Annotated in this window: 13 protein-coding genes; 8 read left to right on the forward strand and 5 right to left on the reverse strand. The window is 59.3% G+C overall.

What is annotated here, in order from left to right; translation table 11 throughout:
• Nucleotides 1–186: 186 nt before the first annotated feature.
• From secA to AB4N64_RS01865, 4 genes are all read left to right on the forward strand, one after another.
• Nucleotides 187–2,922 carry a preprotein translocase subunit SecA gene (gene secA, locus AB4N64_RS01850; RefSeq protein ID WP_460121504.1) on the forward strand — a complete coding sequence of 912 codons (2,736 nt, stop codon included), beginning with the start codon at nt 187–189 and terminating at the stop codon, nt 2,920–2,922.
• 120 nt (nt 2,923–3,042) lie between these two features.
• Entirely contained in the window at nt 3,043–4,260 is a 1,218-nt protein-coding gene (gene argJ / locus AB4N64_RS01855; RefSeq protein WP_460121506.1) for a bifunctional glutamate N-acetyltransferase/amino-acid acetyltransferase ArgJ, read from the forward strand.
• 137 nt (nt 4,261–4,397) lie between these two features.
• Entirely contained in the window at nt 4,398–5,030 is a 633-nt protein-coding gene (locus tag AB4N64_RS01860) for a glutathione S-transferase family protein (RefSeq protein WP_460121508.1), read from the forward strand.
• Nucleotides 5,027–5,977 (forward strand): Nudix family hydrolase, encoded by a 951-nt coding sequence (locus AB4N64_RS01865; protein WP_460121510.1) that lies wholly within the window; start codon nt 5,027–5,029, stop codon nt 5,975–5,977. Before AB4N64_RS01860 ends, AB4N64_RS01865 begins: the two co-directional genes overlap by 4 nt.
• Before the next feature lie 102 nt (nt 5,978–6,079).
• Here AB4N64_RS01865 and AB4N64_RS01870 read toward each other — a convergent pair whose 3' ends face one another.
• The 3 genes from AB4N64_RS01870 to AB4N64_RS01880 are packed head-to-tail and all read right to left on the reverse strand — an operon-like array spanning nt 6,080 to nt 9,653.
• Entirely contained in the window at nt 6,080–6,649 is a 570-nt protein-coding gene (locus AB4N64_RS01870) for a cob(I)yrinic acid a,c-diamide adenosyltransferase (RefSeq protein ID WP_460121512.1), read from the reverse strand.
• A gap of 3 nt (nt 6,650–6,652) precedes the next feature.
• Nucleotides 6,653–8,689, reverse strand: coding sequence for a sensor histidine kinase (locus tag AB4N64_RS01875; protein ID WP_460121514.1), 2,037 nt, complete (start codon nt 8,687–8,689; stop codon nt 6,653–6,655).
• A 46-nt stretch (nt 8,690–8,735) separates the two neighbouring features.
• A complete protein-coding gene (locus AB4N64_RS01880) occupies nt 8,736–9,653 on the reverse strand; it encodes a putative 2-dehydropantoate 2-reductase (RefSeq protein ID WP_460121516.1) in 918 nt (305 codons plus the stop codon).
• Between the two features lie 140 nt (nt 9,654–9,793).
• On the opposite strand from AB4N64_RS01880, the gene AB4N64_RS01885 reads away from it, so the two are divergent.
• Together AB4N64_RS01885 and AB4N64_RS01890 are read left to right on the forward strand one after the other, a co-directional pair.
• Complete coding sequence (locus AB4N64_RS01885) at nt 9,794–10,279, forward strand: YajQ family cyclic di-GMP-binding protein (protein ID WP_368554943.1); 486 nt, start codon at nt 9,794–9,796, stop codon at nt 10,277–10,279.
• A 117-nt stretch (nt 10,280–10,396) separates the two neighbouring features.
• Entirely contained in the window at nt 10,397–11,239 is an 843-nt protein-coding gene (locus AB4N64_RS01890) for a mechanosensitive ion channel family protein (protein ID WP_460121518.1), read from the forward strand.
• Between the two features lie 77 nt (nt 11,240–11,316).
• On the opposite strand, the gene AB4N64_RS01895 is transcribed toward AB4N64_RS01890, so the two are convergent.
• Nucleotides 11,317–12,657: an OprD family porin gene (locus AB4N64_RS01895; protein WP_460121520.1), complete on the reverse strand. Its 1,341-nt coding sequence runs from the start codon at nt 12,655–12,657 to the stop codon at nt 11,317–11,319.
• A gap of 910 nt (nt 12,658–13,567) precedes the next feature.
• Between AB4N64_RS01895 and AB4N64_RS01900 the strand changes: the two genes are divergently transcribed.
• The gene (locus tag AB4N64_RS01900; protein ID WP_460121522.1) at nt 13,568–13,993 is read left to right on the forward strand and encodes an HIT domain-containing protein; all 426 of its coding nucleotides are present in this window, start codon (nt 13,568–13,570) and stop codon (nt 13,991–13,993) included.
• A 3-nt stretch (nt 13,994–13,996) separates the two neighbouring features.
• A complete protein-coding gene (locus tag AB4N64_RS01905) occupies nt 13,997–14,203 on the forward strand; it encodes a SlyX family protein (protein ID WP_460121524.1) in 207 nt (68 codons plus the stop codon).
• Nucleotides 14,204–14,276: 73 nt separating this feature from the next.
• Here the strand turns inward: AB4N64_RS01905 and AB4N64_RS01910 are convergent, their stop codons facing one another.
• Nucleotides 14,277–14,879, reverse strand: coding sequence for a cold-shock protein (locus AB4N64_RS01910; protein ID WP_460121526.1), 603 nt, complete (start codon nt 14,877–14,879; stop codon nt 14,277–14,279).
• Between the last annotated feature and the right edge of the window lie 164 nt (nt 14,880–15,043).

A 15,043-nucleotide genomic window follows, 5' to 3' on the forward strand; every position in this document is an offset into this window, starting at 1 on the left:
GAAGTTCAGCAAAAAGCCCTTATTTTAAGTGAGCCCCGTTACAGCGCAGTGCATGCATCGTGGAATAACGCCACTATCCTCACCATCGTTTCCGGGTAGAATGCTCGTTCGCATGCGGCCATGAGGGCTGCACGGGCGACTCACGGGGCCGCCCTCCATCCCTTTAGTGTGGAAGATCCTGCCGATATGTTTGCGCCTTTGTTAAAGAAACTTTTTGGAAGCAAGAACGAGCGTGAAGTCAAGCGCATGCTCAAGACGGTACAAGTCGTCAATGCCTTCGAAGAGCAAATGGTGGCCCTTTCGGACGATCAATTGCGCGCCAAGACTGAAGAGTTCAAGGCCCGCATCGCCAAAGGGGAAACCCTCGATGCACTGTTGCCAGAAGCCTTTGCGGTTGCCCGTGAAGCCGGCAAGCGTGTCATGGGCATGCGCCACTTCGACGTCCAGTTGATCGGCGGCATGACCTTGCATGAAGGTCGCATTGCTGAAATGCGGACCGGTGAAGGCAAGACCCTGGTGGGTACACTGGGCGTTTACCTCAACGCACTGTCCGGCAAGGGCGTGCACGTGGTCACGGTCAACGACTACCTGGCTCGCCGTGACGCCAACTGGATGCGTCCGCTCTATGAATTCCTCGGTCTGACGGTCGGCGTTGTCACGCCGTTCCAGCCACCGGAAGAAAAGCGCGCTGCCTACGCCGCCGACATCACCTACGGCACCAACAACGAATTCGGTTTTGACTACCTGCGCGACAACATGGCGTTCAGCATGGAAGAAAAATTCCAGCGCGAACTCAATTTTGCCGTGATCGACGAAGTCGACTCCATCCTCATCGACGAAGCCCGTACTCCGCTGATCATTTCCGGTCAGGCCGAGGACAGCTCCAAGCTGTACATGGAGATCAACAAACTGATCCCACAGCTGGAATTGCACGTCGAGGAGGTCGAAGGCGAAGTCACCAAGGCTGGCCACTACACCGTCGATGAGAAGACCCGCCAGGTCGAGCTCAACGAAGCCGGTCACCAGTTCGTCGAGGAGGCGCTGACCCGTCTTGGCCTGCTCGCTGAAGGGGAGAGCCTGTATTCGGCGCACAACCTGAGCCTGCTGACCCACGTTTACTCTGGCCTGCGTGCACACAAGCTGTTCCATCGCAACGTCGAGTACATCGTGCAGGAAGGCCAGGTCGTGCTGGTCGACGAACACACCGGTCGTACCATGCCCGGGCGTCGCCTGTCCGAAGGTCTGCACCAGGCCATCGAAGCCAAGGAAAACCTCAATATCCAACCCGAGAGCCAGACCCTGGCTTCGACCACGTTCCAGAACTACTTCCGTCTTTACGACAAGCTGTCCGGCATGACCGGTACGGCCGACACCGAAGCGTTCGAGTTCCATCAGATCTACGGCTTGCCGGTGATCGTCATCCCGACGAACAAACCGCTGGCCCGTAAAGACTACAACGACCTGGTGTTCCTGACGGCCGAGGAGAAATACGCGGCAATCGTCAATGACATCAAGGAAAGCATGGCCGCTGGTCGCCCGGTGCTGGTGGGTACCGCCACCATCGAGACGTCTGAGCACATGTCCAGTCTGCTCGTGAAAGAAGGCATCGAACACAAGGTTCTGAACGCCAAATTCCACGAAAAGGAAGCCGAGATCATCGCCCAGGCCGGTCGCCCAGGCGCCCTGACCATCGCCACCAACATGGCCGGTCGTGGTACCGACATCCTGTTGGGCGGCAACTGGGAAGTGGAAGTCGCGTCGCTGGAAGATCCAACGCCTGAGCAGATTGCCCAGATCAAGGCCGACTGGCAGAAGCGTCATCAGCAAGTGCTCGAGTCGGGCGGCTTGCAGGTGATCGCGTCCGAACGTCACGAATCGCGTCGTATCGACAACCAGCTGCGCGGTCGTGCCGGTCGTCAGGGCGACGCCGGTTCCAGCCGTTTCTACCTGTCGCTGGAAGACAGCCTGATGCGTATCTTCGCCTCGGATCGGGTGAAGAACTTCATGAAGGCATTGGGCATGCAGCCTGGTGAAGCGATCGAGCACCGCATGGTGACGAACGCCATCGAGAAAGCCCAGCGCAAGGTGGAAGGTCGTAACTTCGACATCCGCAAGCAACTGCTGGAGTTCGATGACGTCAACAACGAACAGCGTAAAGTGATCTATCACATGCGTAATACGTTGCTGGCCGCCGACAACATCGGTGAAACCATCGCCGATTTCCGCCAGGACGTGCTCAATGCCACCGTAAGCGCGCACATCCCGCCGCAGTCGCTGCCCGAACAGTGGGACGTCGCAGGTTTGGAAGCCTCCATTCAGAGCGATTTCGGTGTGGCACTGCCGATCCAGCAGTGGCTCGACGAAGACGATCACCTGTATGAAGAAACCCTGCGCGAGAAGCTGATGCAGGAGTTGATGGCGGCGTACAACGAGAAAGAAGACCAGGCCGGCGCCGAAGCGCTGCGCACTTTCGAGAAACAAATCGTTCTGCGTGTACTGGACGACCTGTGGAAAGACCACCTGTCGACCATGGATCACCTGCGTCACGGTATCCACTTGCGTGGTTATGCACAGAAGAACCCGAAGCAGGAATACAAGCGCGAGTCGTTCACGCTGTTCTCCGAGCTTCTGGATTCGATCAAGCGCGACTCGATCCGCGTGCTGTCGCACGTTCAGGTGCGTCGCGAAGATCCGGCCGAGGAAGAGGCGCGTCTGCGCCAGGAAGCCGAGGCACTGGCTGCACGCATGCAGTTCCAGCACGACGAAGCGCCCGGCCTGGAACAAGTCGAGCAGTTGGGTGAAGAGGTCGATGTTGCCCTCGCCACCGCACCGGTTCGCAACGAGCAGAAGCTGGGCCGCAACGAGCTGTGCTACTGCGGTTCGGGCAAGAAATACAAGCATTGCCACGGGCAGATCCAGTAAAACCCGTTACATACGCTGAAATACCCGCGCCGCGACCGGCTCTTGCCGTCGCGGCGTTTTGCCATTTACACCACCGCTCTCGTTGAGCGGTGCAGACATCATCTAGTGAGGAGCGCATTCATGGCTGTTGGTCTTGGTCCTTTGCCTACGTTGCACCCGGTTGCCGGTTTTGAACTCGGTATTGCCTCGGCCGGCATCAAGCGTCCCGGGCGCAAGGATGTCGTGGTCATGCGCTGTGCCGAAGGTTCGACGGTTGCCGGTGTGTTCACACTCAACGCTTTTTGCGCGGCGCCGGTGATCCTGGCCAAGCAACGCGTGCAAGGCCCGGTGCGTTACTTGCTGACCAACACCGGCAATGCCAACGCCGGTACCGGTGAGCCAGGCCTGGCCGCCGCCGAGCGCACCTGCGCAAAACTGGCTGAACTGACCGGTGTCGACGCCAGCATGGTGCTGCCGTACTCCACGGGTGTGATCGGTGAGCCGCTGCCGGTCGAGAAGATCGAAGGTGCCTTGCAAGCGGCCCTCGACGACCTCTCGGTCAACAACTGGGAAGCCGCCGCCACCGGTATCATGACCACCGACACCCTGCCCAAAGGTGCGAGCCGCCAGTTCCAGCACGACGGCGTGACCATCACCGTCACCGGCATCAGCAAGGGCGCGGGCATGATCCGCCCGAACATGGCCACCATGCTCGGCTATATCGCCACCGACGCCAAAGTGGCTCGTGACGTGCTGCAAAATCTGATGCTGGACGGTGCCAACAAGTCGTTCAACCGCATCACCATCGATGGTGATACCTCGACCAACGACTGCTGCATGCTGATTGCCACCGGTCAGGCCGCTTTGCCGGAAATCACCCGCGCCGAAGGCGAGCTGTTCGCCAAGCTCAAGCAAGCGGTGTTCGATGTGTGCATGGATGTCGCCCAGGCCATCGTTCGTGACGGCGAAGGCGCGACCAAGTTCGTCACTGTCGAAGTCAACGGTGGCGGCAATCACCAGGAGTGCCTGGATGTCGGTTACACCGTGGCGCATTCGCCGCTGATCAAGACGGCGCTGTTCGCCTCCGACCCGAACTGGGGGCGTATCCTCGCTGCGGTTGGCCGTGCCGGCGTGCCGGACCTGGACGTGAGCAAGATCGACGTGTTCCTGGGCGACGTCTGCATCGCCAGCCGTGGCGCCCGCGCCGCCACCTACACCGAAGCCCAGGGCGCGGCGGTGATGCAGCAGGAAGAAATCACCATCCGCATCGAACTGGGCCGTGGTGATTGCAGCGAAACCATCTGGACGACCGACCTGTCCCACGAGTACGTGAAAATCAACGCTGAGTACCGTACTTAAGATCGCGTCGACCCCATCGCGGGCAAGCCCGCTCCTACAGAGATCTGCGTTGGCCCTGTAGGAGCGAGCTTGCTCGCGATGGCGGCTTGCCAGTCAATGAGTAACTGGCCTGCTTACCCCATCAAAAGGTCCCGACCATGAGCCTGCACCTGATCATCGGCGACAAACTGTATTCCTCCTGGTCCCTGCGCGGCGCCCTGGCCCTCGAGCTGGCCGGTGCCCCGTACACCGAAGAGCTGATCAAGCTGAACCAGCCGGACACCCGCGAACGCATCCTCAAACACTCGCCAACCGGCAAGGTCCCTCTGCTGAAAACCGAACACGGCACCATCGCCGACTCCCTGGCGATTGCCGAGTACCTGGCCGAGCAGTTCCCCGATGCCGCGCTCTGGCCCAAGGACATCGCCGCGCGCGCCCAGGCCCGTTCGGCCTGTGCGCAGATGCACGCCGGTTTCTTCGCGATGCGTGCCAATATGCCCTTCGACCTGAGCCGCGATGCACCGCTGTCGCCGGTCCCGGTTGATGTACAGGCCGATGTCGAACGCATGCTGGCGCTGTGGGCCGAATGTCGCGCCGCAGCGACCGAAGTCGGTCCGTTTCTGTTTGGTGGTGCGACCCTCGCCGATGCGTTTTTCGCCCCGATTGCCGTGCGCCTGCGCACGTATCAGGTGAAGTTGCCGGCGGCGGATGAGGCCTATGTTGAAACGATCTACCAATGGCCGGCTTTCAAGGCGTGGCAACGGGCAGGTCTGGAGGAGATTGGGCAGTGAAGCGAGTTCATGTCGCCGCAGCGGTCATTCGTGACCCAAGCGGCAAGATTCTGATTGCACGCCGTGCAGACACCCAGCACCAGGGTGGCCTGTGGGAATTTCCCGGTGGCAAGGTCGAGGCGGATGAGTCCGTTGAGCGCGCCCTGGCACGCGAGCTTCACGAGGAGTTGGGAATTGTGGTGGTCACGGCCCGTCCGTTGATCAAGATCCATCACGACTACCCGGACAAGCACGTGCTGCTGGATGTCTGGGAAGTCTCGGACTTCACCGGCGAGCCCCACGGCGCCGAAGGCCAGCCGCTGCAATGGGTGGCACCCCGTGATCTTTCGAGCTACGAGTTTCCGGCGGCCAATCAACCGATCGTGGCCGCTGCGCGGTTGCCTTCACAGTACCTGATCACCCCTGAAGACCTTGAGACCCCGGCGCTGCTGCGTGGCATGCAAAAAGCCATTGCCGGCGGCATCAAGCTGATCCAGCTACGGGCACCCAGCGGCTACGACCCCAAGTACCGCGATCTGGCAGTCGACGCGGCGGGGCTGTGCGCCGGGAAGGCTCAGTTGATGCTCAAGGGGCCTTTCGAGTGGCTGGGGGATTTCCCCTCGGCCGGTTGGCATATCACCGCCGCCCAGTTGCGCAAATATGCAGCGGCTGGGCGCCCGCTGCCGGCCTCGCGCTGGCTGGCGGCGTCCTGCCACAATGCCGAAGAACTGGCGTTGGCTGAACAGATGGGCGTGGACTTCGTGACCCTGTCGCCCGTGCAGCCGACCTTGACCCATCCGGATGCCCAACCGCTGGGCTGGGAACAGGCGTCGAGCTTGATCGCAGGTTTCAGCAAGCCGGTGTTTCTGCTCGGTGGCGTCGGGCCGGCTGAGCAGCAGAAGGCCTGGGAAGCAGGGGCGCAGGGTGTGGCGGGGATTCGGGCATTTTGGCCTGATTCCGTGGTGTAGCTGCTGGCCTCATCGCGAGCAAGCTCGCTCCTGCAGGTTTCGTGTTCGACACGGTCACTGTGGGAGCGGGCTTGCTCGCGAAGGCGTCTTCACAGACGCCACTTAAACCTCAGGCTTGACCGCCGCCTTCCACAAAATCTCCGCCACCCCCTGCCGCCGCGCAATCACCCGCGCCACCACAAACAGCAAATCCGACAACCGATTGATGTAGGCCAGCCCCACCCCAGCCAACGGCTCCAGCGCATTCAACTGCTGGCAGCGCCGTTCAGCAGTGCGCGCCAGGCTGCGGCATACGTGTGCCTGGGCGATCAACGCCGAACCACCCGGCAAAATGAAATTCTCCAGCGGCCCCAGTTCTTCATTCCACAGATCAATTGCCGATTCCAGGCGATCGATTTCCGCCATGTTCAGTGCCTGATACTCCGGCATTGCCAGTTCGCCCCCAAGGTCGAACAAGCGATGCTGACAGGGCGCCAGCACTTCGATCACCTCGTTCAAAGCCGGCTCGGTCGCCAGCCCGGCCAGCAACACGCCCAACTGGCTGTTCAAGCTGTCCACCTCGCCAATCGCCTCGATGCGCGGGTGGTCCTTGGGGACGCGCCGACCGTCGCCCAGTCCGGTTTCGCCTTTGTCGCCAGTGCGGGTGTAAATCTTCGACAAGCGAAAACCCATGGGTTACCTCGATAGCTGATTGAGTTCTTGAGAGGCAGGCGGTGTGCTGGTCAGCGGCAGGCGCAAGGTAAAGCAGGTGCCTTGGCCCAAAGTCGACTGCACTTCCATCTGGCCCTTGTGGTTGTTGGTGATGATGAAATACGAGACCGAGAGGCCCAGGCCGGTGCCCTGGCCGATTTCCTTGGTGGTGAAAAACGGCTCGAAGGTGCGTTTGCGCACGTTCTCGCTCATGCCGATGCCGTTGTCCTCGACCTGTATTTCCGCCCAGGGCGGGTTAAGCCGGGTGCGCAGGATGATTCGCCCTGGCTCGCGATCATCCTCGCGCTGGTGAATGGCTTGGGCGGCGTTCTTCAATAGATTCAGCAGCACCTGCTCGAGTTCGTTGGCGGTGCCTGGAACCGGGCCCAGTGCGGGGTCGAACTGACGGATGATCGCCTGGCCCTTGAAATCGAAACCGATCGCCAGGTCGAAGTCGTTGCCGGCAATTTCCACGGCCTGGTCGATCAGCGCCGGCAGGTCGCACGGCGCCATCTGCCGGGTGCTGCGACGGCTGAAGCTGAGCATGTGGGTGACGATCTTCGCGGCCCGGGCCCCCGCTTGTTGGATACCGTCGAGCAATTGCGGTACTTCCCGGGCTTGCAAGTACTGGTTGACGGTGTCGAGCTCAATACCGACCTGCTCGGCCTGCTCGAGGTTCTTTGGCAGTTCGGTAGACAGGCGCCGGCGAATGTTCTGCACGTTATGCAGGATCGCCCCCAGCGGGTTATTGATTTCGTGGGCCATGCCGGCGGCGAGGCCACCGACCGACAGCATTTTTTCCGATTGCACCATCATTTCTTCCAGCGACAGGCGCTGGGTGATGTCGTCGATACGGATCACCACACCACGTCCGGCGCCGCCCATCAGCGGGTAAAAAGTCAGGGCGTAATGCTTGGGTTCCTCGTCCTTGAACCAGGTCACGCGTTCGATCTTCGCCACCGTGTGTTGCTCGACGGTCTGTTTGATCTGCGGCAGGAACGGCTTGAGCGGTTCGAAGGCAAGGAAAATGGGCTGGTTCAGCGCTTCGTCCAGGCGGGTGCCGGAGAGCGCACTCGCTTCCTGGTTCCACTGGGTCACGTAGAGCTGTTCGTCGAGAGCAATCAGCGCCGAGGGCATGGAGTCGATGATGCTGTTGAGGTAGTTCTGGAAACCGGTGAGTTTCTTCTCGATCTTGCTGCGCACCTGGACTTCCAGTTCCAGCTTGCGGTTGGTGTGGCGGGTTTCCTCGGCCAGCCCCTGGGCCTGGTCATAGGCGGCCTGGGAGTCGTCCCGCGCGCGTTTGAGCTGCTGCTCCCGCGCTTCGATACGCGAGAGCATGGTGTTGAACGCCTCGGCCAGGCTGCCGATTTCGTCATGGTTGCCACGCGAGGCGCGCAAGGAGTAGTTCTCTTCGCGGGTCACCTGGCGCGACAACTCTTCGAGCTGATGGATCGGCCGGGTGATCAGGCGCTTGATCTGCCGGGCGATCATCAGCCACAACAGCACGCTGAAGATCAAAATGCCGAGGCTGGCGGTCAGGGTCCCGGTGTAGAAAGCCACCGGCAATTCGCTGCTGGCCACCAGCAGCAAATGGCCGGGTGCGGTGCCGGGACGGGGCAGGGTGATCAGTTGGTTGCTGCGAAACTCGGTGGCTTGCCAGGCTTCGATGTGGCGATAGCGCTCGGGCAACTTCAGTTTGTCGCCATGCTGCAATTGGGCTAGGCGTTCGCCCTTGCCGTCATACAAGGCGGCGGCACGCAACGGTGAGTAACTGTTGAGTTCGTTGAGCAGGCGTTCGGCGCTTTGCGGCGATTGCAGGGCTTCGGAGACCAGGCTCGGGTTGGACACCAGCCGGCCGATGGTCTGCAAGGCCTGGGGTGCCATGCTCTCCTGGGAAATGTAGTACGCGGCACTGATGAAGGTCAGGTTGGCGACCAGCAGGACGGTGGTCAACAACACCAGCAGGGCGGCCAGCAGTTTCTGGCCGACCGGAAGGTTTTCAAGGCGCTGGCGCAATGGCATCAGTGTGATCGCTACACAAGGAACAAGTGGCCAGCGTAGCCGCTGCTCAGTCGCTGGGCAATCCGAGGCTGTGCAGATGGGCAATCAGCCGCTGCTGCAACTGGTTGAGGTGTGGCAGGTTCAGTTGATGCCGTGCAGCCACCTTGCAGGCATAGCCCAGCAGGTAGCTGATTTCGGTGCGGCGCTGATGCGCGACGTCCTGGTACATCGAGGAAAAATTGGCGGCAGTGGCGTGGATGACCCGTTCGACCTCCTGCTGCAGATCCTCGGCGGCGGCCGGCTGGCCGCAACGTTGCAGCAATTCGGTCAGTTCGCCGCAGAGGGTGGCGACTTCGCAACGGTGATCCTGCAGTCCGCCGTTGCGGCAATCATGCAGGACCGTCAGCGGGTTGATCGCACAGTTGAGCGCCAGCTTGCGCCACAGCCGGGTCAGGATGTCGGCGCTCCAGGCGTGGGGGATGCCGGCGTCAACCAGATCCTCCAGCCAGATCGGCGCCACTGGATGCCCCGCGTCACCCAGCCAGGTGTAGCCATGGCCGGCAAACACCACGCGCCAGTCGCCATCGCGGAAGGCGCCCTCGGTGCTTGATGCACTGATGCAGCGCGCCTGAGGCACCCGCGCGGCCACCGCGTCCTGACTGCCGAGGCCGTTTTGCAGCAGGATCAACTCGGCGTCGGGGGCCAGTCGCGACGCGAGTTGGGCCACCGCCTGCTCAGCATCGTAGGCCTTGCAGGCCACCAGCAAGCGGTGGATTGGTGCTGCGCTTTTTGCGGTTTCACCGGGAATGTTAAAGGTTTGCGCTTGTCCATGTTCCACCAGCGTCAAGCCGCCCGCCGCCTGATAAGCCGTGAGCCTGGCCTCATCGCGCACGATCAACCTGACCGTTTTACCGGCCCGCGCCAGGCGCGTTGCCCACAAGGTGCCAAGGCTGCCGGCGCCCAGAACATGCCAGGGTGTAGACATCAGCTTTTCGCTCTGTTTGAGGCCAGCATCGCGGGCTCGCAGTGAATGATCGGAAAGACCCGTTATAATCAGCGCGGATTTTAACCGCAAGCCAGGCGTGCTCCATCGTTTTCGAGTGCGCCCTTTATTGGAGAAATTACATGCCGTCGTTCGACGTGGTATCCGAACTGGACAAACACGAAGTCACCAACGCCGTCGAGAACGCCGTCAAGGAACTCGATCGTCGCTATGACCTGAAGGGCAAAGGCAGCTTCGAGTTCAAGGAAAAGGACCTGACCGTCAACCTGACCGCTGAAGCCGATTTCCAGCTTGAAGCGATGATTGAGATCCTCAAGCTGGCACTGGTCAAGCGCAAAATCGACGTGCAGTGCCTGGAAGTCAAGGATGCCTATGCATCGGGCAAGCTGATGAAGCAGGAAGCGGTCCTCAAGGAAGGCATCGACAAGGAGCTGGCGAAGAAGATCGTCGCTCACATCAAGGATGCCAAGCTCAAGGTGCAAGCGGCCATCCAGGGTGAGCAGGTGCGCGTGACCGGCAAGAAACGTGACGATTTGCAGGAGGCCATCGCGGCCCTGCGCGCCGCGACGTTCGACATGCCGCTGCAGTTCAACAACTTCCGCGATTGATGCCTTTATGTGTAGGAGCAAGCTCGCTCCTACAGGGAAAGTCGTGTGTAAACCCAAGGGGCATTTTTGCCCCTGATTTTTTTGTGTGCCGTATGGCCGCCAATCAGGAGAACCTAGATGGACTTGAACGCTGAAGTGGACAACCTGGTCAAGGCGTCCCAAGCCTGGATCCCGATGATCATGGAGTACGGCAGTCGTGTGTTACTGGCCGTCATCACCCTGGCCATCGGCTGGTGGCTGATCAATAAGGTCACGCACAAGCTCGGCGGCCTGCTGGCCTTGCGCAATGCCGACCTGGCGCTGCAAGGTTTCATCAGCAGTCTGGCGAACATCATCCTCAAGGTGCTGCTGATCGTCAGCGTGGCCTCGATGATCGGTGTGGAAACCACGTCCTTTGTTGCTGCGATCGGTGCTGCCGGTCTGGCCATTGGTCTGGCGTTGCAAGGCAGCCTGGCGAACTTCGCGGGTGGGGTATTGATTTTGCTGTTCCGCCCGTTTCGCATTGGTGACTGGATCGAAGCCCAGGGTGTGGCGGGTACGGTCGACAGCATTCAGATCTTCCACACGGTGCTGCGCACTGGTGACAACAAGACCATCATCGTTCCCAACGGCAATCTCTCCAACGGCATCATCACCAACACCAACCGTCAGCCTACCCGCAAGGTGGTGTTCGATGTGGGTGTGGATTATGAAGCTGACTTGCAGAAGGCCCGCCAGGTGTTACTGGACCTTGCCAAGGATGAGCGCATCCTGGCTGAGCCGGCACCACAGGCTGTCATTTCTACCTTGGGTGACAGTTCCATTACCGTTTCTTTGCGGGTTTGGGTAAAAACAGCGGATTATTGGGATGTGATGTTCATGTTTAATGAACAATCCCGCGATCGCCTGAAAGCGGCGGGCATTGATATTCCCTTTCCACAGCGAGTGATTCGCGTGGTGCAGGAATCTGCCGTGCAGTAAGTAACAAGCTTGTAACAAAAAAAGGCCCATCCGAAGATGGGCCTTTTTATTTGTTATCGCAAACTAACTGGATGCGATTACAACAGCGACAGCGGGTAGTCGACGATCAGACGGAACTCTTTGATGTCGCCTTCGCCTTGGTCAGCGTTAGCTTGGTGCCATGCTTGACGAATGCGGAAGGAGAGATCTTTAGCCGGGCCAGTCTGTACAACGTACTTGGCTTCGAAGTTGGTTTCGTTGTGTTTGCCGTCAGCGCCGTACAGTGGGTCACCGTTGGATTTACGGTAAACGCTGTTGTCAGCCAGACCGGTACCGTCGATGTCCCAGCCTTTTACGTAGCGGGTCATGAAGCTCAGACCAGGAACGCCGTACTCAGCCATTTTCAGGTCGTAGCGGATCTGGGCAGATTTCTCGTTAGGACCGTTGAAGTCAGAGTATTGGATGGAGTTGGCGAGGAAGATCGAGTCGCCACCACGGTTGTTTTTACCCACACCGACGTAGTCGAACGGCGTGTCGCCGTTGACCTTCTGGAAGGCCACGGTGAGGGTGTGTGCTTTCAGGAACGAGAAAGCAGCAGCCAGGGAGAACGTGGTGTTGCTGATGTCGCCAGCTTCTTTGTCGCCGGTATCAGTGGTGCGGTAGATGTTACCGTCCAGGTTCAACGACTGATCACCACCCATCGGGATGGTGTAGTTGGCGTTGGCGTAGTACTGGTTCCAGATGTCTTCCAGCTTGGCGCCGTACAGGGAAACGCTCAGCGCGTCGGTGATGCCGTATTTGCCGCCGAAGTAGTCGACGGTGTTGGCTTCAACGCCAGCGTAGTTGGCCCACAGGCCGCCATCGCGCGAGTTGCGGTCCTGGCTGGTCGACGAGTAGAAGTGACCGGCTTCGAGGTCAAGGTCTTTGACTTCACTGCTCTGCAGTTGGAAACCGCTGGCAGTTTGAGGAAGGATACGGGAACCGCCGACAGCGAACACTGGAGCAGTGCTTGGCTGCATGTCGCCGACTTTCAGCTCGGTTTTCGATACGCGGAATTTAACAGCGCCACCGGCCTTGCCTTGGCTGTCCTGAACGCCGTTGGCGCCAACTGGCATGTTGCCGGTACCGCCGGTACCGTCGCCACCGTCCAGTTTGATGGCCAGGTAACCGAACGCATCAACGCCGACGCCTACAGTACCTTGGGTGTAACCGGAGCTGAAGTTACCCCAGAAACCTTGGGTCCAGTCTTTCTGGTCGTTGCCGCCGTCTTTGTTGTTACGGTTGAAGTAGTAGTTGCGCAGCAGGATGTCTGCTTTTGCATCTTCAACAAAACCTTTGGCTTCTGCCTGGTCACTTACGAACGGTGCCGCTGTTGCCACTTGAGTACTGGCGGCTGCTGCAACTGCCAGTGCGATCATGCTCCACTTCATCACGCGCATCGTGATTTGCTCCTTTGGTTTTGAAGAGTACTGCCGTCCCACCTGTTTTTTTATCTGGGCGGCTCTTTCTTTTTGTGTCGGCGCAAACTTATATCACGCCGACCCTATTGGCGATACTTGCGCATCCAACCTTTCAGCTTCTTTACGACCCTGTCGCAAATGGCTGGGTAGATGTCGCAAATTTACAGCCCCAATGCAATAGGAATGGCAACTTCAGCGCTGTTTTCCAGAGCTTGAGCATCGGTTAAAAGAGTCCTTGGTGAAGCACTTGAATCTCCATCGGGCAACCCTGCCACTGTTTTTATTGCCTTCAGACGATCCACTTCCCGTGGCGGCTCCGAAGGCGATGTGGGTGTGAATGCAACAAGCGTGCACAAATTGCGGTTTCGCTGTTTTTTTTCTGAACGCCTGCCTGATTTCTTAAAAACCTCATAAAACCGGGGGTTACACGCACCTTTTGAAGGGGCTTGACGCTTTGCCTGGCATCGTGTTGCGACTTGCGGTTTGGCGGCTCGACAACGAAAAACGTTACCGGTTCACCCCATCAGTGAGTAATTGGCGGATGCCCGACGCATTGAGCGTAGACACGATGTGCGGTTTTGGTGCAAAAATTTTTATTTGCTGTACTGAATTCATACAGTGAGACCTGTGCTGAAAAGGCACAAGCCCCGGTTTACCAGGCATCTCGGCTTTTCCCATTTGGCCCGCGGTTCTGTAATGGTGCGAATGTGAGGGAAATGTTTCATGCCGGGGCGCTCGCTTCTTGATTCGTCGACCAGGCCGGGGCGGGGATGCGCTTCGTCGTGAAGCCAGCGACGTTCGCAGGTATGCTGCCGTCCTGTCGCTTGGCGCTGCGCCTATCGGGGGCGGGCGCTAAGCTGAAAATGATGAACATCCGGGAGTGCGCACAGTGTTCGCTTTAGATCCACGACTTCAACAAGACACCCTGCCGATTGGCGATTTCCCGCTCAGCCGCTTGCTGTTGTCCAATGATTCGAACTACCCCTGGTTCATCCTGGTGCCGCGTCGCGAGGATATCAGCGAGATATTTCAGCTCGATGTCGTCGATCAGCAGCAGCTGTGGCAGGAAACGACCACGCTGGCTGAATTGCTCAAGGATTCGTTCGATGCCGACAAGTTGAATGTCGCGGCCTTGGGTAACGTTGTCAGCCAATTGCACATGCATGTCATCGTGCGAAAGCATGGGGACGCAGCCTGGCCTGCTCCGGTGTGGGGCAAACATCCGGCCAAGCCGTATTCGGCAGAGCAGGTGGCGACGATCCGCGAGCGGCTGCGCCTGATCCTGACCGAAGACTTCACGTTTCTGGAGGGTTGAACCATGAACCTTGAAGAGCGCGTTACCGACCTGGAGACCCAGTTGGCCTTTCAGGACGACACTATCCAGGCCCTGAATGATGTGTTGACCGCGCAGCAGCGCGCAGTGGAGCGACTGCAACTGCAAATGGCTGCCTTGCTCAAGCGACAGGAAGAAATGGCTGGCCAGTTCAGTGTCTTCGAAGAAGACGCACCGCCGCCGCATTACTGACCCCAAGGGCTGGAAGACAGGCACAAAAAAACCGCGAACAGCCAAGCTGTTCGCGGTTTTTTTTGGCCGTGAATCAGCGTCGCGGCAGTGCAGCGATAACGTCTTCGGCTTGCAGGCCCTTGTCACGATTCATCACGGAGAACTCCACACGCTGGCCTTCGACCAGGACGCGATGGCCTTCGCCTCGAATGGCGCGGAAATGCACGAAGATGTCATCGCCGGAGTCGCGGGAAATAAAACCGAAACCCTTGGAGGTGTTGAACCACTTGACGGTGCCGGTATCGCGGTTGCTCATGTCGTAGCTTGGCGCGGCGGTAGCGGGTGAAGATTTATGGAAGCTGACGGCCAGGTGCAGTACGACGGCAATCAGGGCAGCCACCAGGCTGAACAGAACGGCCGGTTGACCGGCGATGACCGGCATTGGCGCGAACAGTGTCAGGGTTTGCAGGACGACAGCCAGTACCAGGAGGGCACTGACCAGGTTCTGCAGTTGGTGGCGTGGGCCTTTGTTCCAGTTGGGAATCACTGGAGCCAGGATGAGGTTGAGCAGGCCGAAAAAGGCCAGGTACAACGCATCGGGTTGTTGCAGGTAAGGAACGGCTTCGGGTCGCAGGCTTGGAATGAAGGACAGCAGCAAGGCCGCTGCGCCCATTAGGAGGTGGACGATTTTCAACATTTTGATTAACTCACGTTCAGGCGGATCACAAGGAAGAGCTGATAGGGCACGGTTCGCTTCGGAACAATGAGAGGCGTTGGACACGCACCGGGCATCAGCCTATGCGCAGCGCCCGGAAAAGAAGGCGTTGACGACACATCGTCTATTTAACAGCAAAGCTCACA

Source organism: Pseudomonas sp. S2_C03, assembly GCF_054668405.1.